Source organism: Lysobacter capsici, from assembly GCF_014779555.2.
GTDB lineage: Bacteria > Pseudomonadota > Gammaproteobacteria > Xanthomonadales > Xanthomonadaceae > Lysobacter > Lysobacter capsici.
On sequence record NZ_CP094357.1, the window covers coordinates 2,618,965 to 2,644,183 of the forward strand.

The window sequence follows — 25,219 nt, forward strand, 5'->3', positions numbered from 1 at the left end:
TGACAATCGACGATCGCGGCTGCGGCCGACACGAATAAAACAGTCGCTCGAACCGATGCCGCCGCCGCGTCGAACCAGACCCCGGGCGAGCCGGGGTCTGGGCAGGACTTACTGCGTTTGCGTTTTCATTGCGCTGCCTTGGCCAGCGTGGACGGCGAAACCGAGCAATGACCCGGACCGGTGCTGCCCTCGTTGTATGCAGCGAGAATGCCGGCCAGATTGATCGCGGTGTCGCGCGCGGGTCCCTTCGGCGCCGCGCTGCTGCGTCCGGTGAACCACGCGGTCGCCTGCGCGATCGCGCTGCTCACCTGCGACGGAGCACTCGCGCCCGCTTCCACATTCAACCGCGCCGCCATGTATTGGTGGGCGAGGATGTAGTAAGCGTTGCCGCCCTTCGGCGGAGTCCAGAACACCGCGTACCACGTCTGTCCGGAGCTGAAGAACAGCGTGTTTTCGCCGATCTTCGCCCAGGTCGCGTCGTAGGGCGCGGGGCCGTACTTGGAGTGGGTCTTCCAGTAGCCCTGGGTGTAGGTGCAGCCCGCGCTCGCGCACAGTTGCGGCACGCGCACGCTCAGCACCGCCTCGTCGCTCTTGCTCGCGCCGTTGTCGGTCGCCAGCGTGAGCAGGTTGGGCACCATGAACTCACAGGTGTTGCCCGCGCCGATCTGGCTCGCAGGCAGCCACGAAGCGAGCACGTCCACGCTGCGGACGATGCCCGGATCGGGGTCGACGTCGCCGGTCACGAACTGGGCGAAGCTGCCGCACAACAGCGGCTGCACGGTCCAGCCGAAGCCGGTGCCGAGGTTGAGCCCGGCGGTGCCGTTGAACAGATCGGTCAGCAGCACGCAACGGTCGGTCTCCACGTTGGGCTCGCCGTAGGACAACGCGGCCTGATTGGAGGTGTAGGCCTGCAGTCCGCAATCGCTGGCGTTGCCGTTGGCGTCGTAGCACTGCTTCACGCGCTGGATGATCGCTTCGTTGTAGCCGTCCAGCTTGCCGCTCAACGCGGCCTGGTAGCTGCAATGCAGCGAGGTGGCGCCTTGCGCGTCGCAGGTCGGCGCGACAGACTGGGTCGTTCCGCCGGCGAAGTGCAGGGTGTCGCTGGGCGCGGACGGACTGAACAACGGCGTCACGTCGGCCGGCCATCCGATCTGGATGTCGCCGGACACGGCGAAGCCGCTCTCCGATTCGATGCCGCGGGTCGCGGCGAGCCGGTACACGGTCTCGTAACTGCCGCCGGTGTTGAGCATGACGTCGACGTCGTCGCACAGGTAATTGCCCGCGTAGTCGCCGCTGACGATCGGATCGGGCAGGCAGCCCTGCATCGCGGTGACCTTGGCGTCGGCCGGCGACACCACGATGTGCTTGTCCGGCGTCCAGCCGTAGTCGCGCTCGTAGCGGGTCTGCGCGGTCTTGGAGATCGAGACCGTGCGGCAGGCCACGTTGACGTTGGCCGAATCGCTGGCGCTGGCGTTGCTGTTCGCGCCGGTGCTCCAGGTGCCGGTGGCGGTGTTGCCGTGCGAGCCCTGATCGGCGCCGCACACGAACGGCTGCGCGCGCGGATAGGTCCACACGTACGGACCGTCGCCGAGATTGAAGCTGTGGTCGACCGCGTTGGGCAGCATGGAGTCGTCGATCGCGAAGCTGTCGCCGTAGCTCTGCGCCGGGTTGGCCGGGATCGAGAAGTTGGCGGTGGCCGCGAAGGTGTAGCTCTGCGCGCCGCCCTGCAGTTGCGCGGTGATGCCCGCGGCGTTGACGCCGCCGCTCGCGCTCGACAGGAACGGATAGCTCAGGCTGCTCAGATCGAACGCGTAACTGCAGTTGAGGATGATCTTCTGCGCGTTAGGCGCCGGCTTGGCGCAATCCAGGGTGTCGGTGTCGCCGCCCTGCGAGGTCCACTGCGCGATGAACTGATTCGGCGCGTTGCCGAACTGCATGGTGTCGACCACCGCGGTGGCTTTCCAGCCGAAGTCGAACGGGTCCTTGACCGTGATCGTGCCGGCGATGCGGTACAGCCCGCGGGTGAGCGGGGTGGCGGTCACGGTGTATTCGACCTGGTGGCTGTCGCCGTCGAACATGGTGATCTGCTCGGGCACTACGCGCTTGTCGATGCTCCAGTCGCTGTAGCGCTGCCAGCTGGCGTCGGCGGTCTTCTCGCCGGTGGGCTTGGGCACGAAGCAGAAGGTGACGTGGCTGACGCCGGCGGGTTGGCCGCTGCCGTTGTCGGGCGAATACAGGTTGATGTCGCTCGACATGCCCGGAACGTAGTGGAACACGTTGTAGGCGTTGCCGCCTTTGACCACGATGTAGTCCATCGGCATGGTCGCGTTGAAGCCGATGTACTGGTTCTGCGAGGACGGCGTGTAGTTGAAGGTGATGGTCTGGCCGGCGACGCCCAGGTTGTAGCTCTGGCCGTTGATCGGCGCGCTGCCGGTGCTGTAGCCCAGACCGCCCCAGGTGGCGACACCGGGCAGGTCGTCGCAGCTGGTGAAGTTGCCCGGATAGGTGGTCGGTTGCACCGAGGCCGCCCAGGCCGCGGAGGATGCGAGCAATAGCGCCGCTGTCAGCAGCGGTCGCCAACGTCGTTGAGTGGACATGTCAGAACTCCATGAGCGGGGCGTGGTCGCCCGTTCGATGCGCTCGGTAGCTCGGCCGTGCCGGCGTGGGACCGGTACCCGGAGGCTTTGCGACGCCGGCTCTCGCCGGGTGTGCCTTTTTCGAGTCCTGGGTGATGCGGCGTGGTGTTTAGTTTCCCCAAATGCACGTCGTCTGCGGAGCCGCCTGGTCCATGCGGTAGTGAACACGGCATCCGATGCGGGCGAATATACGCTCGGCATCGGGCTTGTCGATGTTTCAATAACGAAACAGTCGTGGCGGCGCGCGGGCCTGGGGATCAGCCGGTTCGCTGCGGTGCGGGTCCCGCGGCGAAAGCGTGAAATGTGAACGTATTCACGCGTTTGACCCGCTATTAATGCAATTCAGCAAATGCCGCACCGCAGCATGTTTGTGACGGATTTGGCAAATAGAGTCGTGCGGCGACCACACCCGGTCGCCAGCCAATACCTCAAGGTACCAGCCAATGAAGTCATCGTTCCGTATCGCTTTGCTGTGTGGCGCGGTCGTGTCCGCGCTTGGCGTTTCGTCCACCGCTTTCGCCGGCGGCCGTCCCGATCTGGTGCTGGCTGGTCTCAAGGCCGGGCGCGCGCATCAGGCCGACGAACTGCTGGTGAAGTACCGCGACGGCACCAGCGCCGTGCAGCAATCCTCGGCGCGCCAGGCCTTCGGCCTGCAGAAAATCGAAACCCTGCGCGGCGGCAACGGCAAGCGCGGCGAACTGGCGCTGATGCGGGTGCCGGCCGGTCGCGATCTGGCGGCGACCGTGTACGAACTGAACAAGGATCCCAGCGTCGAATACGCCGAGCCGAACTGGCAGTACCAGCATCAGACCGCGTCCAACGACACCTACTACACCAACGGTTCGCTGTGGGGCATGTACGGCTCGGGTTCGAGCCCGGCCAACCCGTACGGCTCGCAGGCCGCGCTCGCCTGGGCCGGCGGCCACACCGATTGCAGCAACGTCGTGGTCGGCATCATCGACGAAGGCTACATGTACTCGCATCCGGATCTGGCCGCGAACGCGTGGACCAATCCCTACGATCCGGTCGACGGCGTCGACAACGACGGCAACGGCTACATCGACGACGTGCACGGCTGGGATTTCGAAGGCAACGACAATCAGGTCTTCGACGGCGCCGGCGACGATCACGGCACCCATGTCGCGGGCACCATCGCCGGCGCCGGCGGCAACGGCCAGGGCGTGGCCGGCGTGTGCTGGAGCGGCGTCAAGCTGATCAGCGGCAAGTTCCTCGGCCGCCGCAGCGGCAGCACCGCCGACGCGATCAAGGCCATCGATTATTTCAACGACCTCAAGTCGCGCCACGGCCTCAACATCGTCGCCACCAACAACTCCTGGGGCGGCGGCGGTTTTTCGCAGGCGCTGCAGGACGCGATCGGCCGCGCCAACACCGCAGGCATCCTGTTCGTGGTCGCCGCCGGCAATGCCGGCGTGAACTGCGAGACGTCCGACTGCTATCCGGCCGAGTATCCGAACCCGAACGTGCTTTCGGTCACCGCGCTGCGCTCGGACGGTTCGCAGATCTACAGCTACGGCTCGACCACCATCGACATCGGCGCGCCGGGCTACGGCATCTGGTCGACGGTGCCGGTGTCTTCGAAGGGCCAGGTCGTGCCGAGCTACGCCAGCTACAACGGCACCTCGATGGCGACGCCGCACGTCACCGGCGCGGTCGCGTTGTACGCGTCCTCGCATCCGGGCGCGACCGCGGCCGACATCAAGAGCGCGATCATGAGCTCGGCGATCGCGACCCCCTCGCTGAGCGGCAAGACCGTCAGCGGCGGCCGGCTCAACGCCTCCGGCTTCTAAGCGCGCGCAACCAACTCTTGTTGAATTTCGAGGGGAACACGATGAAAAAATTCGTTTTGATGCCGACGATCGCGGGCGGCATGGTGCTGGCCGGCGCGATCGCCTCGGTCACCGCGGCGCCGCCGGCCGATCGCGTCAGCCCGCTGCGCGTGGGCCTGATGGCGGTGGCCGATCCGGCCGGCGGTTTCCAGGGCCAGGTCGAAGTCACGGTGACCAACACCAGCCGCCACACCGCGCGCGTGCCCAAGTGGCAGCTGCCGTCGAATCTGGTCGAATCCAAGCTGTTCCAGATCAGTCGCGACGGCGCGACGGTGGCCTATCAAGGTCCGATGATCAAACGCGGCCTGCCGCAGGCCGAGGACTTCGTGATCCTGCGCGCCGGCGAAACCTTGCGCAGCGTCGTCGACCTGTCGAAGGCCTACGATTTCAGCCGCGGCGGCCAGTACGTCATCGCACTGGATTCGGCCCTGCAGTTCGCCTCCTTGTCCGACGGCAGCGCGTTGAAGCAGAGCAACGGCTTGCCGCAGATCGCCAGGAGCGCGCCCTTGAGTCTGTGGGTCGCGGGCAAGGGTGCCAACGTCGGCGTCCAGGGCAAGCCCAGCGGCGGTGGCGGCAGTTCGGTCGTGGGCGGAGTGTCGTACAAGAGCTGCAGCGCGACCCAGATCGACAGCATCGGCGGCGCGGTCAACGCCGCGCGCGGCTATGCCGAAAACGCCAAGGGCTATCTCAACGCCGGCACGGTCGGCCCGCGTTACACGACGTGGTTCGGCGGCTACACCTCCTCGCGCTACGCCACCGCCAGCCAGCACTTCGTCGCCATCGACGCGGCGCTGGACCAGAGCAACGGCGAGATCACGGTCAACTGCGGCTGCAACCAGAAGTATTACGCCTACGTCTATCCGAACCAGCCGTACGAGATCTACGTCTGCCGTGCGTTCTGGACCGCGCCGTTGACCGGCACCGACTCCAAGGCCGGCACCTTGATCCACGAGACCAGCCACTTCACCGCGGTGGCCGGTACCGACGATCACGTCTACGGCCAGTCCGGCGCCAAGAGCCTGGCCATCAGCGATCCGGCCAGCGCCCTGGACAACGCCGACAGTCACGAGTATTTCGCCGAAAACAAGCCTTCGCAGAACTGAGCGGGGTGTCGGGAAGGCCCCGGGTGACCGGGGCCTTTTTGTTTGCGGGCGGTGGCGATGCGGCGCAGCGCGTTGCGCGGAATTCAAGCGCTCGTGGTTTGTACCGGCGCGGACGCGTGGCCGGCGCCTTGAGGAAGAACCCGCATTGGCTGGCTCTTCCTGGTGTGCTTCAAGTCCGGCTTACGGCGCTTGGCAACCGTTCGCGACCAGGCAGTCGCTCCAATCCTGGAAGCAGTGCTGGTATTCGGCATCGGTCATCTCGCCATCGGCACGCGCGTCGGTGATGCAGGCCTTGTAATTGCTGCCGCAGCGCGCGCTCTGGCAGGCAGCGAACACGGTGGCCGAGAAACCGAACAGGGCGATGGCTGTGAGCAACACAGTGCGACGGGCGAAGGTGCTTTTCATAAGTGCTTTCCTTGTCGATGAGTGGGAACTGCCGCGGAACAACGCCAGCGCGATGGCGCAGGCTTGACCGCGTTGGCGCAGGATCGGTTCGAGCCTTCGATCCTGATCGCCGCATGCATTCTGGCCGCATGAGCGTCGCACGTCGTGCGCGTGAGGCACTGCCGACCAGTCTTGCCAGGTCCAAAGCGTGATCGCGATTGCAAGCCGGGCAAAACCTCTGCTCCGGTGGGGCTGACAGTGCTCCAAAGGCATTGGATAGCAAGTCAGACCCCATCGAAAATGATGAAGTTGTCGCCATCGAACACCTTCACTTTTCCCGGCCACTCAGGCCGCGCCTTGAAGGTGGTGTTGGCTTTTGATGCGGCCCATCTAGGCTGGCGACAGGGCCTGTAAAAAGCCATGTTCGGTGGCGTTCGGAAGATGGACGAGTTCTTCGGCGCCGCGAACCGCTGCAGCGAGGGCGCAACATCGGCTGGCATCGAGCAACGCATGCACGGCGCTCGATCAGAACCTCACCAGCGCAGACAGTTCGAACAGGCACAAAAAAGGCCGAAGTCCTGATTGGGAACTTCGGCCTGATCTGTTGAGATGGTGGAGGTGGGGGGAATCGAACCCCCGTCCGAAGGCACTCCATCCCCGGTACTACATGCTTAGCGCTCCGTTAGATCTCGTTCCCGAACAGCACGGTGCGCGAAGCGCATCCAGGAACCAGCCTGTTAGAGGTTAACCGGGCGCTGACAGGCAGCCGCTCCCGACGATTCCGTGATAATGACTCTACGCTGCGAGCACGGACACAAGCAGTTTCGAGGCTTACGCCTTAAGCGGCGAGAGCGTAGTTGTCGTCGTTGGCAACTAGAGTTTTGCAGCTGGATTAACGAGGAAAGCTACCCCCTCGGCATGCACCAGGCGATTTCGCGACCCCCGTCGAAGCCAGTGCACCCCCGGGGACAGCTGTTTCGCTGACAGGTTCAGTATAGGGCCTGACGCCGCGTTCTCAAGCCTTGCGTGTGTTCGACGCGGCGACCGATTCAGTTGGCGCGCGTGGCGCGCGGGCGTTCGCCGCGCGCGTGGCGCGCGGGCGTTCGCCGCGCGCGTGGCGCGCGGGCGTTCGCCGCGCGCGGTTGGCCGCGTGTCGCGCTTGCGTCCGAGCGCATGAGCGCGCGCGGCGCGCGCTCGCCCGAGGCGTCGCCGGTTCCGGCACGACGCGCATGAAAACCCGAAAACCTCAGTTGCCGTCGAGCAGTTCGATCAGCGCGCGACGCTTCTTGCGCGACAGCTTGCGCATCAGGCCCATCAGCCGCAGCTCGTCGGGATCGCTGTATTTGGCCGCGTTTTCGCGCACCGACAGCGATTTGCCTTCGATCGTGCCGCGGCCGGTGGCGAGCCATTCGAAGCTCACGTGCTGCTGCACCGCGATCTGCAGCATGCGTTCGAGCTCCGGCAGCGCCAGGCCGACCAGCCATTTGCGAGCGGTCTCGCGGCTGACGTCGTAGTAGGCGGAGAGGGCACCGGTGCGGGCTCGGCCTTTGGCGAATCCGGAGAAGTCGAGCGCCTGGTGCAGCCGATTGGCGAATTCTTGATGGGGAGCGTTGGTCATAGGTCTCGCCGGAGCATCCTGCAGGGCTGAAACGTGGGCGGCCGCTCGTCCCCGACCGTCTGCCGGGGCGAGGATAGCGCAACTCATTGTTGCGTACCCCCTTGCAAAAAGATCACTCTTTTTGCTGGTTGAAAAGAGCAATTTCGAATGGTATTTTTTTCTGGCATGGATGCCCGATGGAGAGGTTATGGATCGACCGAATCGATTGATAGGCAATACCCGGCCGGATGGTCGGGCGAATGTGGGACCGGGTTCGCGTCCTGCAACATCGGCCGCAATCCGCGCCGCCGCCGAGACGGATTCGCCGAATGGCGGTGGTGGATCGGATCGCTCCGGCCGCTCGGGGACCTCGCCGCCGGGCGCCGCGCCGCACCCCGATCCGCTGCCGCCGCGCCGGCCCAATCCGGTCGAACGCTATATCGCCTGTTTCCCGACCGCGCGCGCGGCGGCCGAGGCGGCCGGCATCTCGACCGCGATGCTGCGGCGCATGCGCAGCCGCGGTTATGTGTCTACGCGCCAGCGCGCCTTGCTGATGGCCCAGGCCTGCCGCTTCAAGGTCAAGGCGGCCGAGTTGCTGGCATTGACCCGCGGAGGCTGGTGATGGTCGGGCTGATCGCGGCGCTGGCGAATCTGTGGCCGGATGCCGGCTCGCCGTGGCCGTACCTGCTGCTGGCCGGCCTGGTGCTGGCGCTGGCGGTGCTGCTGGCATGGCTGTTGCACTGGCTGCGGTCGCGCTCGAGCCGCGAAGCGATGGCGCGGCGCGCCGATCGCAACGGCATGGCATTGCTGGCGCTGGCCGACGAGATGGAGTGCTATCTGTACGAGCTGGCCCTGCGCGGCTATCCGGTCCGGCAGCAACGGCATTGGCCGCGTCTGTGCCGGCGTCTGGCGATGGACCATCTGGAGTGCATCAACTGGCTGATGCTGGACGAGCGCGTGCGCGAGCCCGCGCCGCGCGATCCACCCGCGTAGCCGCCTCCGCGGCAGCGGGGCGGCATTGTCGACGTGCCCCGCACGACGCGCCTTGTATGCTGCGCCCATGACGACGAACGATCCGGCCGCACGCGCCGCGCCGCCGCACGACCCGGCCGCCTATTCCGACTTATCGGGCCTGACCCCGCGACGCGGCTATCTGCTCGCCTTCATCGTATTCATCGTCGCCCTGGTGCTGGTGCTGACCGCGTGGCGGATCGCGCGCGATCGCGAGCAGCGTTCGGCCCAGGCCGAATTCGTCGCCCAGACCGTGCAGGTCACCGAGTTGATCCAGCAGCGTCTGGTCAACTACGAACTGGTCGCGCGCGGCGGCGTGTCGTTGTTCGCCTCGGTGCAGCGGCCGACCGCGGCGCAGTGGAAGGCCTATGTCGAGGGCATGAACCTGCAGCGCCGGTTTCCGGCGACGCTCGGGCTGGGATTCACCGGCTACGTGCCGCAGCGCCTGCTGGTGCAGTTGCAGAACGAATGGCGCGACGCCGGGTACGGCCTGCTGACGGTGCGGCCGTTCGGCCAGCGCGAGATCTACGGGCCGGTCCTGTACCTGGAGCCCAAGACGCCGGCCAATGTCGAAACGATCGGTTACGACATGTTCTCCGAGGCCACCCGGCACGCGGCGATGGAGGCGGCGCTGGAATCGGGCCAGGCGCGGCTGTCGGGCAAGATCCAGTTGCTGCAGGACAAGCGCGAGGGCGTGACCAGCACCGGCATGATCCTGGTGCTGCCGGTCTACCTCGGCGGCGGCCGGCCGCTCAATCCGAGCCTGCGCCGCGCCGAGATGCAAGGCTGGGTGTACGTGCCGTTCCGGATGGAGAAATTCGTCGAGATGTCGCTCGGCAAGAGCCATCGCGAGATGCGCTTTCGCATCTACGACGACAGCGCCGGCGGCGACACCTTGCTGTTCCGCACCGCGGGGCCGGCGCCGACCCAGCCGGCGGCGTTCGTGCACAAGGCGACGTTCGACGTGTACGGGCGCACCTGGCGCATCGAATACGAATCGCCGCCGATCGAGGAAGCCGCGCCGCGCATGCAGGGCCTGCGCAATCTGTTCGCGCTGGGCATTTTCACGTCCTTGCTGTTGTACGGCATCGCCCTGGTGCTGGCGCATACCGAATCGCGCGCGCGCCAGATCGCCTCGCGCATGACCGAGGATTTCCGCCGCAGCGAAACCCGCTTCCGCAGCGCCATGCAGTATTCGGCGATCGGCAAGGCGCTGCTCGACAGCGAGGGCCGCATCGTCGACGCCAATCCGGCGTTGGCGGCGATCGTCGGCATGGAGTTGCCGCGCCTGCTCGACCAGCGTTTCGACACCTTGCTGGAGGACGAGGACGGCGAGTCGCCGGCGCATGGCCGCGGCAGCAGCGACGAGGACGGGGTGCTGCGCGCGACCCGCCGCCTGCGTCGCCAGCACGGCGTCGCGCGACAGGTCCAGCTGACTTATTCGCCGGTGCCGGGCAAGGTCGGGCAGGACATCACCGGCCTGGTCCAGGTCGAGGACGTGACCGAGCGGCTGCGCGCGGAAGCGCGCGTGCACGCGCTCAACCGCACCCTGGAGGCGCGCGTCGCGCTGCGCACGCGCGAGCTCAGTCAGGCCAATCAGGAGCTGGAGGCGTTCGCCTACAGCGTCTCGCACGACCTGCGCGCGCCGCTGCGCGCGATCGACGGCTTCAGCCGCATCCTCGGCGAGAAGTACGCCGACCGTCTCGACGAATCCGGCAGCGGCTATCTGGCGCGGGTGCGCAAGGCCGCCGCGCGCATGGGCGACTTGATCGACGCGTTGCTGAAGATGTCGCGGGTGACCCGCAGCGAACTCAAGCACGAGAGCGTCGACCTGAGCCGCGTCGCCAACGAATTGATCGAGGAGTTGCGCATGGGCGATGCGCAGCGCGAGGTCGAGGCGCGGATCGAACCGGGCCTGGAGGTGGTCGGCGATGCGTCGTTGCTGCGCAACCTATTGGGCAATCTGCTCGGCAACGCGTGGAAGTTCACCCGCGATCGCACCCCGGGGCTGATCGAATTCGGCACGGCCGACGCGCCCGGCGGCGGCCGCGAATTCTTCGTGCGCGACAACGGCACGGGGTTTCCGCAGGCCTATGTCGACAAACTGTTCCGGCCGTTCCAGCGCCTGCACAGCGTCGAGGATTACGCCGGCCACGGCATCGGCCTGGCCTCGGTCAAGCGCATCGTCGAACGTCATGGCGGGACGATCCGCGCCGAGGGGCGCGAAGGCGAGGGCGCTACGTTCTATTTCACGCTGCCGCGTGAAGGTGGGCATGCTTGAGTAAGCTGAGGGGGCGTGCTCGAGGGCGCGCGCTTGAGGGGGCGTGCTTGTGACGGGGCATGCGCGAGTGGAGCGGCGTGAGGCTCGTCGATGAGGCGAGCTGAGGTGAGGCCACCTTGCTCGTCATCCCCGCGAAGGCGGGGATCCAGAGACTTCAGCGCGATCCATCAAGGTCGTCATTCCCGCGAAGGCGGCAATTCAGAGACTTCAGCGTCATCCTTCCAGATCGTCATTCCCGCGAATGCGGGAATCCATAGACTTCAGCGCCATTCTTCCAGATCGTCATTCCCGCGAAGGCGGGAATCCAGTGCCTTTCGTGCGAGAACGCCTGAAGTCACTGGATTCCCGCCTTCGCGGGAATGACGGTAGGAGGTGGCCAGGCGGCTCGAGCGTGGCGTTGCTTCGAGTGCCTTGCAAATAGGCATCCGTGAAAGTGGATGGCTTGAGCGTTAGCAGAGCTGGAGCAGTAGCCAGGCTTGCGCTGTGGCACAGCCAGATCACTACGCTCTGATCGATTCCCGATTCCCGATTCCCGATTCCCGATTCCCGATTCCCGAATCCCGATTCCCGAATCCCGATTCCCGAATCCCGATTCCCGAATCCCGAATCCCGAATCCCGAATCCCGAATCCCGAATCAAGCGTTGCGGTTATGCCGCCGCATCACCTGCTGCTTCTGACGCGCCCAGTCGCGATCCTTGCTGGCTTCGCGCTTGTCGTGGTCCTGCTTGCCCTTCGCCAGCGCGATCTCGACCTTGACCTTATTGCCTTTCCAGTACAGCGCGGTCGGCACGAGGGTGTAGCCGTCGCGCTGCACCCGGCCGATCAGGTTGTCGATCTCGCGCTTGTGCAGCAGCAGCTTGCGGCTGCGGCGTTCCTCGGCGACGACGTGGGTCGAGGCCGAGATCAGCGGGGTCATCTGCGAGCCGATCAGGAAGATTTCGCCACGCAGGACGACCGCGTAGCTTTCGGTGATGTTCGCGCGTCCGGCGCGGATGGACTTGAGCTCCCAGCCCTGCAGGGCCAGGCCGGCCTCGAAGCGTTCCTCGAGGTGGTACTCGTGGCGGGCGCGCTTGTGCAGCGCGATGGTGCCGCCGGCGGCGCCCTTTCCTTTATCCTTGCCGGCCTTGTTGTTTGTATTTTTAGCCATGAGTGATTGTCCACGATCCGAAGGCGGTTTGAGTAGCCACCCGCGACTATTGCTGCAATGCGATGCCCGATCCGAAGCTGAAACGCGAAAAACCCCAGGTTCGGACCTGCCGGAACTCCCGCGCGACACGCCGCGACCCTTGGCTTGAATTCCCCACCGCGGCCCCAATTGCGATAGCCACATGCCTACGATCCGCCGTTCCGCCCTGGTCGAACACTCCGCCGCGCGCATGTTCGCGCTGGTCAACGATGTCGCCGCCTATCCGCGCCGCTTCGACTGGTGCGAGCAGGCGCAGGTGCTGGAGGCCGACGAGCGCCACATGGTCGCGCGCCTGGACCTGGGCCTGGGCGCGCTGCGGACCTGGTTCACCACCCACAACACCTTGACGCCGCCGCACCACATCGAGCTGAAACTGGTCGACGGGCCGTTTCGCAAGCTCGGCGGGCGTTGGGAATTCCATGCGCTCGACGAGTCGGCCTGCAAGGTCACCCTGACCCTGGAATTCGAACCGGCGATCAAGCTGCTCGGGCCGGCGATGGCGGTCGGCTTCCAGAGCCTGGCCGACCGCATGGTCGACGACTTCGTCCGCGTCGCCGATCGCGGCGCGGAACCGGCGGTGCCGACCGCGACGCCGGCCGACGGCGCGGCGTCGGCGTGAAGGTCGAGGTCGTCCGCGCCTGGCCGCAACGGTTCCAAGCGCTGACGCTGGAACTGGCCGACGGCGCGGTGCTGGGCGACGCGGTCGCCGCGGCCGGCTGGCAGGACGACGCGCAGATCAGCGGTTACGCGGTTTTTGGCGTCAAGGCGCTCGCCGACACGCCGTTGCGCGATGGTGACCGGGTCGAATTGCTGCGGCCGTTGCAGGTCGATCCCAAGGACGCGCGCAGGCGCCGCGCGGCCGATCGGCCGCTGAAGAAATAGACGGGCAGGGCGATCAGCGCGAAGCGGTTCGAACCTGATCGTTCGAGCAGGGCCGCTTAAGCGCTGAGCGAGTCGCCGAGATGTCGGGTCAGGGCGCGACGGATCGCCGCGCCGCCAGGATCAGCGCCGGCGGCGCTTGTCCTTTTCCTTGTCGCGGGCCAGGTTGCGGCCGAACTGCTTGACCGAGGCCTTGGCGATCTGTTCGTCCTGCTCGGGGAAGTAGTCGCCTTCCCACTTGGTCAGGGCGTCGTTTTCGAACCACAGGGTCAGGTTCTTGCGCTGGGTGGTGCCGAGGCGGTCGACGCGCTGGGTCGAGGTGTAGTCCCAGCGGTTCTGATGGAACGGGTCTTCGATCGACGGCGTGCCGATCAGCACCTGCACCTGCTGCTTGCTCATGCCGGTCTGGAGCTGGTCGACGGCGGTCTTCTCGAGCAGATTGCCCTGGTAGATCGGCTGCTTGTAGATGATGCCGCAGCCAGCGGTGAGCAGGGAGATCGAGAGAACGAGCAGGAGCTTACGCATCGTATGAGGGTCTGCGGCAGTCGAAGGCAACGGGGCCGATGATACACTGAAGCCAGACCTCACCAAGGGCGGATCGCAGCGTCGGCAACCCCCGCGCGTTCATCCGCCATTCCGGCCCGCCCGCTCCGTCCGCCCAGTGCGCAGCCCTCGCGGCGACGGCCAGCCGGTCAACACCTCCGGTCCGGCCCGTGCCGGGCCGCACAGCTCAAGGGAAGTACCCATGGAATCGCAGGACCTGCGCAACGTCGGCCTCAAGGTCACCCACCCGCGCATGCGGATTCTGGAACTGCTCGAGCAGGCCAAGCCGCGGCACATGACCGCCGAAGACATCTACCGGATGCTGCTGGAAAAAGGCGAGGACATCGGCCTGGCCACGGTGTACCGCGTGCTGACCCAGTTCGAGTCGGCGGGGCTGGTGCTCAAGCACAACTTCGAGGCCGGCCAGTCGGTGTACGAGCTCGATCGCGGCCATCACCACGATCACATGGTCGATATCGAAAGCGGCAAGATCATCGAGTTCGAAAGCCCGGAGATCGAGGAATTGCAGCGCAAGGTCGCGGCCAAGCACGGCTACGAGATCGAGGAGCATTCGTTGGTGTTGTATGTGCGCAAGAAGCGGTGAGATTTGGGATTTGAAAGCCGGGATTTGAAAGCTGGGATTTGAGATTCGGGATTCGGGATTTGGGATTTGGGATTGGTTGAGCCCGGGAGTCGCGATTCGGGATTTTGGGATTGGTTGAGGCCAAGAGTCGCGCTTCGGGATTGGTGAGAAGCCAGGATGGATCGCGGTTGCTGGTGGTTTGAAGTTGCCGGTGATTTGAATCGAAATGCACGAAGGCCCGCCAATGGCGGGCCTTTGCTTTTTTGTGGGGTGTGAAGAGCCTTTAGCGCCATCCCTCCAGGCCGTCATTCCCGCGAAGGCGGGGATCCAGAGGCTTCAGCGTCATCCCACCAGACCGTCATTCCCGCGAACATGGGAATCCAGTGACTTCAGCGTCGTCCCACTAGGACGTCATCCCCGCGAGGGCGAGGATCCAGAAGCTTCAGCGTCATCCCACCAGGACGTCATTCCCGCGAAAGCGGGCTCTGCTTTACTTCGGCGAAGCCGAACATCCAGAGACTTCAGCGTCGTCCCACCAGACCGTCATTCCCGCGAACGCGGGAATCCAGTGACTTCAAACGTTCTCGCACGAAAGGCCCTGGATGTTCGGCTTCGCCGAAGTAAAGCAGAGCCCGCCTTCGCGGGAATGACGGTAGGAAGGAGCGAGGCGGCTGGTGGGGCGCTGCTTCGGCTGCCTTGTGAAATATGCGTCTGTGGAAATGCATGGCCTGCGACGTAGGACAGCTAGCGGAGGGCCTTGCGCAGCGATGGAGCAGCGGAGTGCAGGGCTTGCGCAGCAGCGGAGCGGCAGGTCTTGCATAGCGGCAGAGCAAGAGCAGTAGCAGAGCTAGGCCGCTACGCTCTGACCGATTCCCGAATCCCGGCTCTCAACCCACATCCGCCAGCAACCGCTTGGCCGCCGCGCGCACTTCCTTGGTCAGTTCGACGCCGCCGAGCATGCGCGCCAGTTCCTCTTCGCGCTGCTTGGCCGCGAGCACCTGCACGGCGCTCTGGGTGACGCCTTCGCTGGCGGCCTTGCTGACCCGGTAGTGGGCGTGGCCCTGGGCGGCGACCTGGGCCAGGTGGGTCACGCACAGCACCTGGCGGCTGGCGCCGAGCGCGCGCAGTTTCTGGCCGACGATCTCGGCCACCGCGCCGCCGATGCCGGAGTCGACTTCGTCGAACACCATGGTCGGCACCGCGTCCATGCCGAACGCGGCCACTTCGATCGCCAGCGAGATGCGCGACAACTCGCCGCCGGAGGCGACCTTGCGCAGCGCGCGCGCGGGCTGACCGGGGTTGGCCGCGACCAAAAATTCGATGCGTTCGCCGCCGTTCGGATCGGGCCGGTCTTCGTCGAGCGGTTCGATCGCGACGTCGAAACGGCCGCCGCCCATGCCCAGTTCGCCGATCAGTTCGGTGGTCTTGGACGACAGTGATTTGGCCGCGTCGCGGCGGGCCTTGCCGAGCACGTCGGCGGCCTTGCGCCAGCCCTTGCGCGCGGTTTCGATTTCCAGGTCCAGCGTTTCCAGGCGCACGCCGGCGCCGCGCAGCATCTCCAGCTCGGCGGCGATGCCGTCGCGGGTCGCGGCCAGTTGTTCGGGGGCGATGCGGTGCTTGCGCGCCAGTTCGTGCAGGCGGCCGATCCGGCTTTCGATCTGTTCGAACGCGGACGGGTCCAGGTCGAGGTCGTCGCGGACCCGGTCTAGCAGGACCAGGGCTTCGTCGATCTGGATCGCGGCGTTGTCGAGCATGGCGTCGACCTCGCCCAGGCGCGGTTCGTGCTCGGTCACGCGCTGCAGTTCGCCGCGCACCTGCTGCAGGGTGCGGGTCAGCGAGGGGCCTTCGTCGCCGCCGATGCGCGCGAACGCGGCTTCGCAGGCGGCGATCAGGCCGGCGGCGTGGGCGTGGCGGCGATGGTCGGCGGTGAGCTTGGCCAGCGCCTCGGGGTCGAGCGCTTCGCGTTCGAGTTCGCGGTGCTGGTGTTCGAGCCAGCCGATCCGGTCGGACACGTCGCCTTGCGCCATCAGCGTGTCGCGCTCGCGCAGCAGCGCGCTCCAGGCGCGCGCGGCGGCCTCGACCGCGCCGCGCGCGGCGTCGGTGCGTCCGTAGGCGTCGAGCAGGGTCAGCTGGCTGGCCTTGGCCATCAGCGCCTGGTGTTCGTGCTGGCCGTGGATTTCGACCAGACGCCCGGCCAGTTCGCCGAGCTGGCCCAGGGTGACGGGACGGCCGTTGACCCAGGCGCGCGAACCGCCGTCGGCGCGGATCACCCGGCGGATCTGGCAGACCGGCGTATCGCCGTCGCCGGTTTCGTCGAGTTCGTTGTCGCGCAGCCAGTCGGCGGCTTGCGGGGCGTCGTCGAGGGTGAAGTCGGCGACCAGTTCGGCGCGGTCGGCGCCGTGGCGGACCACGCCGCTGTCGGCGCGCAGGCCCGACAACAGGCCAAGGGCGTCGACCAGCAGCGACTTGCCGGCGCCGGTTTCGCCGGAGATCACGGTGAGGCCGGGTCCGAAACTGAGTTCGGCGGCGCTGACGACGGCGAATTGCTTGAGCGAGAGGTGGGCGAGCATGCGGCGGCGATTGTGCCTTGAGCGAGCGGGGCTGGGAATGGGAGCGGCGGCGGGGGCGAGCGTAGGAGTGGGGTGGATCATGGGGTGAGACTGGGGCTGAGGGTGGGCTGGCTTGGGTTTGCGGGTCGGTCCTCGTTGGTTTTGTCAGTCAGGGCCTTGTTGGTTTTTGCTGGACGGGCCGCGTTGCTTTTGCTCGTCACTTCCGCGAATGACGAGCAAAAGCAAAAGGCGGGCCTCGTCAGATTGCAGACCGATCGCGTCATGCTCTTTACGATTCCCGATTCCCGATTCCCGATTCCCGATTCCCGAAGCTTTCCCCCAATCCCGAATCCCGAATCCCCAATCCCGGCTTCCAACCAACCCTTGCACCTTCCCCCACCGGCGCTTATATCCACACTCATGAACCGCCGCCCCGATCCCAGCCTTGACCCGCGCGCGCGCCAATTGCTGCGCACGCTGATCGGCCGCTACATCCACAGCGGCGAGCCGGTCGGGTCGCAGACTCTGGCCAAGCACGCCGGGCTGGACGTCAGCGCGGCGACCATCCGCAACATCCTTGGCGATCTGGAAGACGCCGGCCTGCTCAGCGCGCCGCATGCCTCGGCCGGGCGCATCCCGACCTCGCAGGGCTATCGCCTGTTCGTCGACTCGCTGCTGCAGGTGCGGCCGCTGCCGGAAGGCGATCTCGCGCGCCTGCGCAGCGAGCTGCCGTCGGGCACCGGCACCCAGGCCCTGCTCGGCAGCGCCTCGGAACTGCTGTCGGCGATGACCCACTTCGTCGGCGTGGTCAGCGTGCCCAAGCGCGAGCAGTTCGCGTTCCGGCGCATCGATTTCGTGCCGCTGGACGCGCAGCGGGTGCTGGCGATCCTGGTCTTCGCCGATCAGGACGTGCAGAACCGCATCATCCAGACCCGCCGTCCGTACGAGGCCGGCGAGCTGGAGCGGGTCGGCAACTACCTCAACGCACATTTCGCCGGCCGGCCGGTCTCGGAGATCCGCGACGTGCTGCTGCTGGAACTGCGCAACGCCCAGTCCGAAATGCAGACGCTGCTGGCGCAGTCGGTCGAACTGGCCGAGCAGGTGCTGATTCCGGACAACGACGACATGGTCCTGGCCGGGCAGACCCGGCTGATGGGCGTGCAGGAGCTGGCCGATCTGGACCGGCTGCGCGAGCTGTTCGAAGCCTTCGCGCGCAAGCGCGAGATACTGCAACTGCTCGAGCGCACCGTGCGCGCGCCGGGCGTGCGCATCTTCATCGGCGAGGAAACCGGGCTGGCGCCGCTGGAAGGGGTGTCGCTGGTGACCGCGCCGTACACCTCGGGCGGTCGCGTGCTCGGCGTGCTCGGGGTGATCGGGCCGACCCGGATGGCCTACGACCGGGTGATCCCGGTGGTGCAGGCGGCGGCCGACGCGCTGGGCAATGCGTTCGGGGCGCCCGACGCCGAATAAGGCCGGGCCTTCGCGTCTGTGGGGCGGGCCCGTGTAGGAGCGGCGCGAGCCGCGACCGCGAATCCCGTCTTCCCGCGCAGGATTGGTTACGTCGGGTAACCCTCACGGCATGCCCAGGCTGGCGCCGGGTTTGTCGTGGCGCGGTCGCGGCTCGCGCCGCTCCTACAGGGGGCGGCCCCACGATCGACGCAGCGGCTGGCATCGCCTTGGGCGCACCGCGATTGTCCCGAAACGCCCCCGCTCGCCGCAACTGAGCGCCGATCCCGCACGATCGCCGCAGATCCCGGCACTTGAATGGTCCGGCCGCGGCCCCATAGCTGGCCTGTCGCGGAAAAACCGCCAGGACCCAGCATGAGCCAAAACGACCCCAATCCCGAACTGAACCTCGACGACCAAGCCGCCCCGGCGAGCGCCGAGCCGACCGAGGTCGAGAGCCTGCGCGCCGAGTTGACCCGGCTGCGCGAAGACTCGCTGCGCGAACGCGCCGAACTCGACAACCAGCGCAAGCGCGTGGCCCGCGATATCGACATGGCCCGCAAGTTCGCCAACGAGCGCCTGCTCGGCGACCTGCTGCCGGTGATCGACAGCCTCGAAGCCGGGCTGAACCTGGCCGGCGGCGAGCCCAACGCGCTGCGCGAAGGCATGGAACTGACCCTGCGCCAGCTGCTCAAGGTCGCCGGCGACAACGGCCTGGTCGCGGTCGACCCGGTCGGCCAGCCGTTCAACCCCGAGCACCATCAGGCGATGAGCCTGGTGCCCGCGCCGGGCGTCGCGCCGAACCACGTGGTCCAGGTCTACCAGAAGGGCTGGCTGCTCAACGAGCGCCTGCTGCGTCCGGCCCTGGTCGTGGTCAGCCAGGACTGAGCGGAACCCCGTAATCGCAAGCGGCGGGACGGCCATCGGCCTGGCCCGCGAAGTTCACCAGACGTTAAAGGGCAGGGCACGGGCGCTTGAACTGCCCGGCACCGAGCCCCAGATATCGCACATCGGCGGCCTGCAGCAATCGCGCCGCCCCCAACATTGAAGCATTGAGAGAGGGAGCAACATCCATGGGCAAGATCATCGGCATCGACCTGGGCACGACCAATTCCTGCGTTTCGATCATGGAAGGCGGCAAGGCCAAGGTCATCGAAAACTCCGAAGGCGACCGCACCACCCCGTCGATCGTCGCGTTCACCAAGGACGGCGAAGTCCTGGTCGGCGCGTCGGCCAAGCGCCAGGCGGTCACCAACCCGAAGAACACCTTCTACGCGGTCAAGCGCCTGATCGGCCGCAAGATGACCGACGCCGAAGTGCAGAAGGACCTCGGCCTGGTGCCGTACGCGATCGTCCCGCACGACAACGGCGACGCCTGGGTCGCGACCCAGGACGGCAAGAAGATGGCGCCGCAGCAGATCTCGGCCGAAGTGCTCGGCAAGATGAAGAAGACCGCCGAAGCCTACCTGGGCGAGCCGGTCACCGAAGCGGTCATTACTGTGCCGGCCTACTTCAACGACAGCCAGCGCCAGGCGACCAAGGACGCGGGCAAGATCGCCGGCCTCGAGGTCAAGCGCATCATCAACGAACCCACCGCGGCCGCGCTGGCCTACGGCATGGACAAGAAGGGCGGCGACCGCAAGGTCGCGGTCTATGACCTCGGCGGCGGCACCTTCGACGTGTCGATCATCGAGATCGCTTCGGTCGACGGCGAAATGCAGGTCGAAGTGTTGTCGACCAACGGCGACACCTTCCTCGGCGGCGAAGACTTCGACAAGCGCGTCATCGACTACTTGGTCGAAGAGTTCCAGAAGGACCAGGGCATCGACCTGCGCAAGGATCCGCTGGCCCTGCAGCGCCTGAAGGACGCGGCCGAGCGCGCCAAGATCGAGCTGTCGTCCTCGCAGCAGACCGAAGTCAACCTGCCGTACGTCACCGCCGACGCGTCGGGCCCGAAGCACCTCAACATCAAGCTGACCCGCGCCAAGCTGGAGTCGCTGGTCGAGGATCTGGTCAAGAAGACGATCGAGCCGTGCCGCATCGCGCTCAACGACGCGGGCCTGCGCGCCAGCGACGTGGCCGAGGTGATCCTGGTCGGCGGTCAGACCCGCATGCCCAAGGTCAGCCAGGCCGTGGCCGAGTTCTTCGGCAAGGAACCGCGCAAGGACGTCAACCCGGATGAAGCCGTCGCCGTCGGCGCCGCGATCCAGGGCGGCGTGCTGGCCGGCGACGTCAAGGACGTGCTGCTGCTCGACGTGACCCCGCTGAGCCTGGGCATCGAAACCCTGGGCGGCGTATTCACCAAGATCATCGAGAAGAACACCACGGTGCCGACCAAGGCCTCGCAGACCTTCTCGACCGCCGAGGACAACCAGTCCGCGGTGACCGTGCACGTGCTGCAGGGCGAGCGCGATCAGGCCCGCTTCAACAAGTCGCTGGCCCGCTTCGATCTGTCCGGCATCGAGCCCTCGCCGCGCGGCATGCCGCAGGTCGAGGTGTCGTTCGACATTGACGCCAACGGCATCATCCACGTCAGCGCCAAGGACAAGAAGACCAACAAGGAACAGAAGGTCGAGATCAAGGGCGGCTCGGGCCTGTCCGAGGAAGAGATCGCCAAGATGGTCGCCGACGCGGAGGCCAATCGCGAGGAAGACCAGAAGTTCCAGGAACTGGTGCAGGCGCGCAACCACGCCGACGGCCTGATCCACATGACCCGCAGCACGATCAAGGAGCACGGCGAGAAGTTGCCGGGCGACCAGATCGGCCGCGCTGAAGCCGCCATCTCGGAGCTGGAAACGGCGATGAAGGGCGACGACAAGGGCCAGATCGAAGCCAAGTCGAAGGCGCTGGAAGAGGCCGCGCAGTCGCTGTTCGCGGCGGCCAACGCCGGTCAGCCGGGCGAAGGCGCCCCGGCTGGCGACAGCGGCGCATCGGCGAAGGCCGACGACGTGGTCGATGCGGAGTTCACTGAAGTGAAGGACGAGAAGAAGTAAGCCGAGAATCGGGAATGGGGAATCGGGAATGGCGGCGCGATCTGACGTGTGGTTCGCCCAGTACCCGGTTCCCCGTTCTTGTATCCGTAGCGGGCGACAGCCGTCCTGACGCGTCGCCCGTTTTTGATTTGACGATTCCCGACTCCCAATTCCCGATTCCCGAACCCAGCCCATGAGCAAACGCGACTACTACGAAGTGCTGGGCGTTGCGCGCAACGCCAGCGACGACGACCTCAAGAAGGCCTATCGCCGCTGCGCGATGAAACATCACCCGGACCGCAATCCGGGCGACGCGGCCGCCGAGGCCGCGTTCAAGGAGTGCAAGGAGGCCTACGAGATCCTGGCCGACGCCAACAAGCGCCGCGCCTACGATCAGCACGGCCATGCCGCGTTCGAGCACGGCAACGGCGGCGGCGCCGGCGGTCCGGGGTTCTCGGACATGGGCGACATTTTCGGCGACATCTTCGGCAATATCTTCGGAGGTGGCGGCGGCGGTGCGCGCGGTCCGCGTCGCGGCGCCGACATCGGCTACGTGATGGAGCTGTCGCTGGAGGAAGCGGTCGGCGGGGTCGAGAAGCAGATCGAAATCCCGACCCTCGACGCCTGCGACACCTGCAACGGCACAGGTTCGGCCGACGGCAAGGTCGAAACCTGCGGCACCTGCAAGGGCCACGGCCAGGTGCGCATCCAGCGCGGCATCTTCTCGATGCAGCAAAGCTGCCCGCACTGCAACGGCAGCGGCAAGACCATCGCCAACCCTTGCGCCGATTGCCACGGCCAGGGCCGGGTCGAACGCACCAAGACCTTGCAGGTCAAGATTCCGGCCGGCGTCGACAACGGCGACCGCATCCGCCTGACCGGCGAAGGCGAGGCCGGCCCGACCGGTTCGCCGCCGGGCGACCTGTACGTGGAAGTGCGCGTGCGCGAGCACGAGATCTTCCAGCGCGACGGCGACGACCTGCATTGCGACGTGCCGATCCGCATCTCGCAGGCCGCGCTCGGCGACACCATCCGGGTGCCGACCCTCGGCGGCGAAGTCGAGTTGCGCATTCCCTTCGAAACCCAGAGCGGCAAGCTGTTCCGCCTGCGCGACAAGGGCGTCAAGTCGGTGCGCAGCCGCAAGACCGGCGACCTGTACTGCCGCGTCGTGGTCGAGACGCCGGTCAATCTCACAACGGAACAACGCGAGCTTCTGGAGAAATTCGAAGCGACGTTCGTGGGTGAGGGGGCGCGAAAGCACTCGCCACGGTCCTCCACCTTTCTGGACGGGGTCAAGGGATTCTGGGATCGGATGACCTCCTGATCGCGGCGGCGCGCATCGCGCCCGACGCGTCGCGCGAGAGGCGCGACGCGTGTTCGGACAAGGGGGCTTCGGCCCCCTTTTTCGTGGGCGGCGCCTACGTTTTTTCGCGTCCGTCGACACCGCGCGTCGGCCGCCCGGTTCGCGGCCGCGCACCCGCGATCGGCGCGCCGCGACGCCCGGGTTTGCGCTCGCCGTGATCGCCAACTCCGGCACGCCGGGGATGTGGTAGAACGTTTGCGCGCCGACGCTCGGCGCGACGGCGCCGGTCCGCGATCGCGCGGCCGTCCACCACGCAGGGCTGTCCAACAGGAATGGGGGAAGAAAGGATGCGCATCGCGATGCAGCGGCTGTCGGCCGCGGTTTGTCTTGCACTCATCGGCGGCGCGGCGTTCGCGCAGAGCGCGCCGCCCGATCGCGCCGCCGCCGCGCCGGCGGCCAGCGCCACGCCCGCCGCGGCCGCCGTCTCGGACGACCCGATCCGCCGGGAGCGTTCGTATCTGAGCTACACCGTGCAGGCCGACGGCAGCTACGTCGAGCAGCACGAAACCGCGTTCAAGGTGCTCGATGAACGCGCGATCGAATACGCCAAGCACGAATCGATCGGCTACAGCGCCAGCATCCAGACCCTCGACGTGATCGAGGCCTACACCCGCAAGGCCGACGGCCGCCGCATCGACGTGCCCAAGTCGAACTTCCAGGTCGAGACCAACGACGGTCGCGAAGGCGGCGGACCGGCATTTTCGGATGTGGCCACCACCAGCCTCGTGTTCCCCGACGTCGCGGTCGGCGACACGGTGGTGCTGAATTACCGGCTGGTCGGCAAGAAGGCGATGTTCGACGGGCATTTTTCCGACATCACCAGTTTCTCCGACAACGCCTACATGGGCGATCTGCGGATCAAGATCGACCTGCCCGCCGGGCTGTGGACCCAGCAGCAGACCTTCGGCAAGCTCAAGCAGGTGCGCGACGAAACCGTCGGCGGCCGTCACATCGTCGAGTGGACCTACCAGAACCTGAGCCCGGTCAAGCGCGAATCCGACCCGGCCACGATCTTCGATCTCGAACGCTACAACGGCTACGCCCTGTCGACCTTCCGCAGCTACGGCGACATCGCCAAGGCCTACGGCGAACGCGCGCTGCCCAAGGCGGTGCCGACCGCGCGGGTGCGCAAGCTCGCCGACGAAATCGCCGCCGGCAAGACCGACCAGCGCGCGGTCGCGCAGGCGCTGTACGAATGGGTGTCGACCAACATCAACTATGCCGGCAACTGCATCGGCCTGGGCGCGGTGGTGCCGCGCGATCAGGAGTTCGTGCTCGACAATCGCATCGGCGACTGCAAGGACCACGCGACCTTGCTGCAGGCGCTGTTCGCGGCCAAGGGCATCGAGGCGACCCAGGCGCTGATCAACGCCGGCAACGTCTACACCCTGCCCAAGGTGCCGGTGGCGTCGAGCGTCAACCACGTGCTCAATTACCTGCCGGGTCTGGACCTGTACGTCGATGCGACCGCCAAGGGCATTCCGTTCGGCGAACTGCCGGCGCAGATCGCCGGCAAGCCGGTGCTGCGCGTGGACCGGCCCGAACTCAAGGCGTCCACGCCGGGCTTCGTCAAACTGCACAACCGCCAGCGCATGGAAACCCGCCTGACCGTGCTCGAGGACGGCTCGATGAAGGGCACGGTCGAGGTCGAACTCAGCGGCATGCCGGCCATCTCGATGCGCGCGAGCCTGCGCGAGCTCAGCGCCGACGACGCCAAGGACATGGTCAAGAACGTGTTCAAGCGCGGCGGCCTGCAGGCCGAAGGCAGCTTCACCCAGGACGATCCCAAGCCGCTGCGCGGCGAGCATCGTTACCGCGCGCAGTTCGAGGTCAAGCAGGCCTTGCCGGTGCCCGGCGCGTTCGCGCTCGGGCCGAGTTTCTTCAGCCCGATGCCGGTCAGCGCGCTGGTCGGCAGCGGCACCGCGGAAATCGACAAGGACGAAGGCGACGGCACCTGCGGCGGCGGACGTTCGGAGGAAACCTATCGGATCGAATTCCCGGCGACGATGAAGGTGATCGCGGTGCCGCCGAACCTGAGCCTGGAGTCCGGCGGTTCGCGCTACACCGCGACCTATACGCTCAAGGGCAACGTGCTCGAAGCCAGCCGGGTGATCGAGGACGCGACCCTGGGGCCGGTCTGCACCGCCGATTACAACCGCGCCTATCAGGCGTTCGCGAAGAAAGTGCTGCCCAATCTCAAGGCGCAGTTGGTGTATCAGTAAGCCATGGCGCGCAGTTACGAATCCTTGCGGCCGTTGCTGCAGCCCTGGGGCGAACTGCGCTCGCAGCCGGCGTCGCAGTGGCAGGGCGACATCGCCCTGCCGCCGACGCTGGAGGCGTTCTACCGCGAACTCGGCCCGTGGGGCGAAACCCTTCACGAGTCGGTCGGGCCGATCGGGCTGAGCCTCGACGCCGGCGGCAACCCGGTCGACATCCCGCCGCTGCACAAGCTGTGGTCGTTGCAGGCGGGGTATCGCTGGCATGGCCTGAGCGGTGAACGCTTGCCCGCGTGGAAGGACGAATGGCTGACGGTCGCGATGGAAGGCGGCAATCCCTTCATTCTCGACATGCGCAGCGGCCAGGTGCTGTTCGACCTCGTCGGCGGCCCGTGGTCGCCGCGACCGATCGCCGACGACCTGGCCACCGCGTTCGGCGCGATCGCCACGGTGGCCAATGCCTATACCGCGCTCGGGGACGAGGCATTGGACGAAGACGACGACCTGCGTCCGCAGGCGAGGGCGCGGGTGCGCGATGCGCTCGCCGATTTTCTCGATGGCCACCGGCGAGGTGCCGACGCCTTGCTCGCGGCCTGGCGCTGGTACGAATAAGGACGTTTCG

Annotated in this window: 21 protein-coding genes, 1 other RNA gene and 1 riboswitch; of the genes, 14 read left to right on the plus strand and 8 right to left on the minus strand. The window is 66.6% G+C overall.

Annotation, left to right across the window (positions count from 1 at the left end):
- Window positions 1-125: 125 nt before the first annotated feature.
- A complete protein-coding gene (locus IEQ11_RS11125; RefSeq protein ID WP_191821054.1) occupies window positions 126-2,597 on the minus strand; it encodes a hypothetical protein in 2,472 nt (823 codons plus the stop codon).
- Between the two features lie 42 nt (window positions 2,598-2,639).
- A riboswitch (cyclic di-GMP riboswitch) is annotated at window positions 2,640-2,723 on the minus strand.
- Between the two features lie 356 nt (window positions 2,724-3,079).
- Here IEQ11_RS11125 and IEQ11_RS11130 point away from each other — a divergent pair.
- Window positions 3,080-4,444 (plus strand): S8 family peptidase, encoded by a 1,365-nt coding sequence (locus IEQ11_RS11130; protein WP_191821055.1) that lies wholly within the window; start codon window positions 3,080-3,082, stop codon window positions 4,442-4,444.
- A 41-nt stretch (window positions 4,445-4,485) separates the two neighbouring features.
- The gene (locus IEQ11_RS11135) at window positions 4,486-5,586 is read left to right on the plus strand and encodes a M35 family metalloendopeptidase (protein ID WP_191821056.1); all 1,101 of its coding nucleotides are present in this window, start codon (window positions 4,486-4,488) and stop codon (window positions 5,584-5,586) included.
- A gap of 180 nt (window positions 5,587-5,766) precedes the next feature.
- On the opposite strand, the gene IEQ11_RS11140 is transcribed toward IEQ11_RS11135, so the two are convergent.
- The 4 genes from IEQ11_RS11140 to IEQ11_RS11155 form a co-directional block, all read right to left on the minus strand.
- Window positions 5,767-5,991 carry a hypothetical protein gene (locus tag IEQ11_RS11140; protein ID WP_191821057.1) on the minus strand — a complete coding sequence of 75 codons (225 nt, stop codon included), beginning with the start codon at window positions 5,989-5,991 and terminating at the stop codon, window positions 5,767-5,769.
- A gap of 263 nt (window positions 5,992-6,254) precedes the next feature.
- Window positions 6,255-6,482 (minus strand): hypothetical protein, encoded by a 228-nt coding sequence (locus tag IEQ11_RS11145; RefSeq protein WP_191821058.1) that lies wholly within the window; start codon window positions 6,480-6,482, stop codon window positions 6,255-6,257.
- A 98-nt stretch (window positions 6,483-6,580) separates the two neighbouring features.
- Window positions 6,581-6,934: a transfer-messenger RNA gene (gene ssrA / locus IEQ11_RS11150) on the minus strand.
- A gap of 282 nt (window positions 6,935-7,216) precedes the next feature.
- Window positions 7,217-7,588 carry a helix-turn-helix domain-containing protein gene (locus IEQ11_RS11155; protein WP_031373591.1) on the minus strand — a complete coding sequence of 124 codons (372 nt, stop codon included), beginning with the start codon at window positions 7,586-7,588 and terminating at the stop codon, window positions 7,217-7,219.
- Window positions 7,589-7,775: 187 nt separating this feature from the next.
- On the opposite strand from IEQ11_RS11155, the gene IEQ11_RS11160 reads away from it, so the two are divergent.
- From IEQ11_RS11160 to IEQ11_RS11170, 3 genes are all read left to right on the plus strand, one after another.
- Complete coding sequence (locus IEQ11_RS11160) at window positions 7,776-8,189, plus strand: hypothetical protein (protein WP_152669986.1); 414 nt, start codon at window positions 7,776-7,778, stop codon at window positions 8,187-8,189.
- A complete protein-coding gene (locus IEQ11_RS11165) occupies window positions 8,189-8,560 on the plus strand; it encodes a hypothetical protein (protein WP_191821060.1) in 372 nt (123 codons plus the stop codon). The genes IEQ11_RS11160 and IEQ11_RS11165 overlap by 1 nt, the downstream gene beginning before the upstream one ends.
- Window positions 8,561-8,627: 67 nt before the next feature.
- A complete protein-coding gene (locus IEQ11_RS11170; protein WP_191821061.1) occupies window positions 8,628-10,859 on the plus strand; it encodes a CHASE domain-containing protein in 2,232 nt (743 codons plus the stop codon).
- Between the two features lie 635 nt (window positions 10,860-11,494).
- Here IEQ11_RS11170 and smpB read toward each other — a convergent pair.
- A complete protein-coding gene (gene smpB / locus IEQ11_RS11175) occupies window positions 11,495-12,007 on the minus strand; it encodes an SsrA-binding protein SmpB (protein WP_036102986.1) in 513 nt (170 codons plus the stop codon).
- 181 nt (window positions 12,008-12,188) lie between these two features.
- On the opposite strand from smpB, the gene IEQ11_RS11180 reads away from it, so the two are divergent.
- Both IEQ11_RS11180 and IEQ11_RS11185 read left to right on the plus strand, forming a co-directional pair.
- Window positions 12,189-12,665, plus strand: coding sequence for a type II toxin-antitoxin system RatA family toxin (locus IEQ11_RS11180; protein ID WP_051546847.1), 477 nt, complete (start codon window positions 12,189-12,191; stop codon window positions 12,663-12,665).
- Window positions 12,662-12,928, plus strand: a complete 267-nt coding sequence (locus tag IEQ11_RS11185; RefSeq protein ID WP_191823423.1) for an RnfH family protein — start codon at window positions 12,662-12,664, stop codon at window positions 12,926-12,928. The genes IEQ11_RS11180 and IEQ11_RS11185 overlap by 4 nt, the downstream gene beginning before the upstream one ends.
- A gap of 120 nt (window positions 12,929-13,048) precedes the next feature.
- Here IEQ11_RS11185 and IEQ11_RS11190 read toward each other — a convergent pair whose 3' ends face one another.
- Window positions 13,049-13,450 (minus strand): outer membrane protein assembly factor BamE, encoded by a 402-nt coding sequence (locus tag IEQ11_RS11190; RefSeq protein WP_046656499.1) that lies wholly within the window; start codon window positions 13,448-13,450, stop codon window positions 13,049-13,051.
- A 220-nt stretch (window positions 13,451-13,670) separates the two neighbouring features.
- Between IEQ11_RS11190 and fur the strand changes: the two genes are divergently transcribed.
- A complete protein-coding gene (gene fur / locus IEQ11_RS11195) occupies window positions 13,671-14,072 on the plus strand; it encodes a ferric iron uptake transcriptional regulator (RefSeq protein ID WP_036102979.1) in 402 nt (133 codons plus the stop codon).
- 866 nt (window positions 14,073-14,938) lie between these two features.
- Here fur and recN read toward each other — a convergent pair.
- A complete protein-coding gene (gene recN, locus IEQ11_RS11200) occupies window positions 14,939-16,621 on the minus strand; it encodes a DNA repair protein RecN (protein ID WP_191823422.1) in 1,683 nt (560 codons plus the stop codon).
- A gap of 399 nt (window positions 16,622-17,020) precedes the next feature.
- On the opposite strand from recN, the gene hrcA reads away from it, so the two are divergent.
- The 6 genes from hrcA to IEQ11_RS11230 all read left to right on the plus strand — a co-directional run bounded on the left by hrcA (window position 17,021) and on the right by IEQ11_RS11230 (window position 25,209).
- The gene (gene hrcA / locus IEQ11_RS11205; protein ID WP_036102975.1) at window positions 17,021-18,070 is read left to right on the plus strand and encodes a heat-inducible transcriptional repressor HrcA; all 1,050 of its coding nucleotides are present in this window, start codon (window positions 17,021-17,023) and stop codon (window positions 18,068-18,070) included.
- A 351-nt stretch (window positions 18,071-18,421) separates the two neighbouring features.
- Complete coding sequence (gene grpE / locus IEQ11_RS11210; RefSeq protein ID WP_036102972.1) at window positions 18,422-18,934, plus strand: nucleotide exchange factor GrpE; 513 nt, start codon at window positions 18,422-18,424, stop codon at window positions 18,932-18,934.
- Window positions 18,935-19,119: 185 nt separating this feature from the next.
- On the plus strand, window positions 19,120-21,039 hold the full coding sequence (gene dnaK, locus IEQ11_RS11215) for a molecular chaperone DnaK (RefSeq protein ID WP_036102970.1): 1,920 nt from the start codon (window positions 19,120-19,122) through the stop codon (window positions 21,037-21,039).
- A 172-nt stretch (window positions 21,040-21,211) separates the two neighbouring features.
- Window positions 21,212-22,342, plus strand: coding sequence for a molecular chaperone DnaJ (gene dnaJ, locus IEQ11_RS11220; RefSeq protein WP_036102968.1), 1,131 nt, complete (start codon window positions 21,212-21,214; stop codon window positions 22,340-22,342).
- Window positions 22,343-22,668: 326 nt separating this feature from the next.
- A complete protein-coding gene (locus IEQ11_RS11225; RefSeq protein ID WP_191823421.1) occupies window positions 22,669-24,603 on the plus strand; it encodes a DUF3857 domain-containing transglutaminase family protein in 1,935 nt (644 codons plus the stop codon).
- A 3-nt stretch (window positions 24,604-24,606) separates the two neighbouring features.
- Entirely contained in the window at window positions 24,607-25,209 is a 603-nt protein-coding gene (locus IEQ11_RS11230) for a hypothetical protein (protein ID WP_191823420.1), read from the plus strand.
- Window positions 25,210-25,219 lie beyond the last annotated feature (10 nt).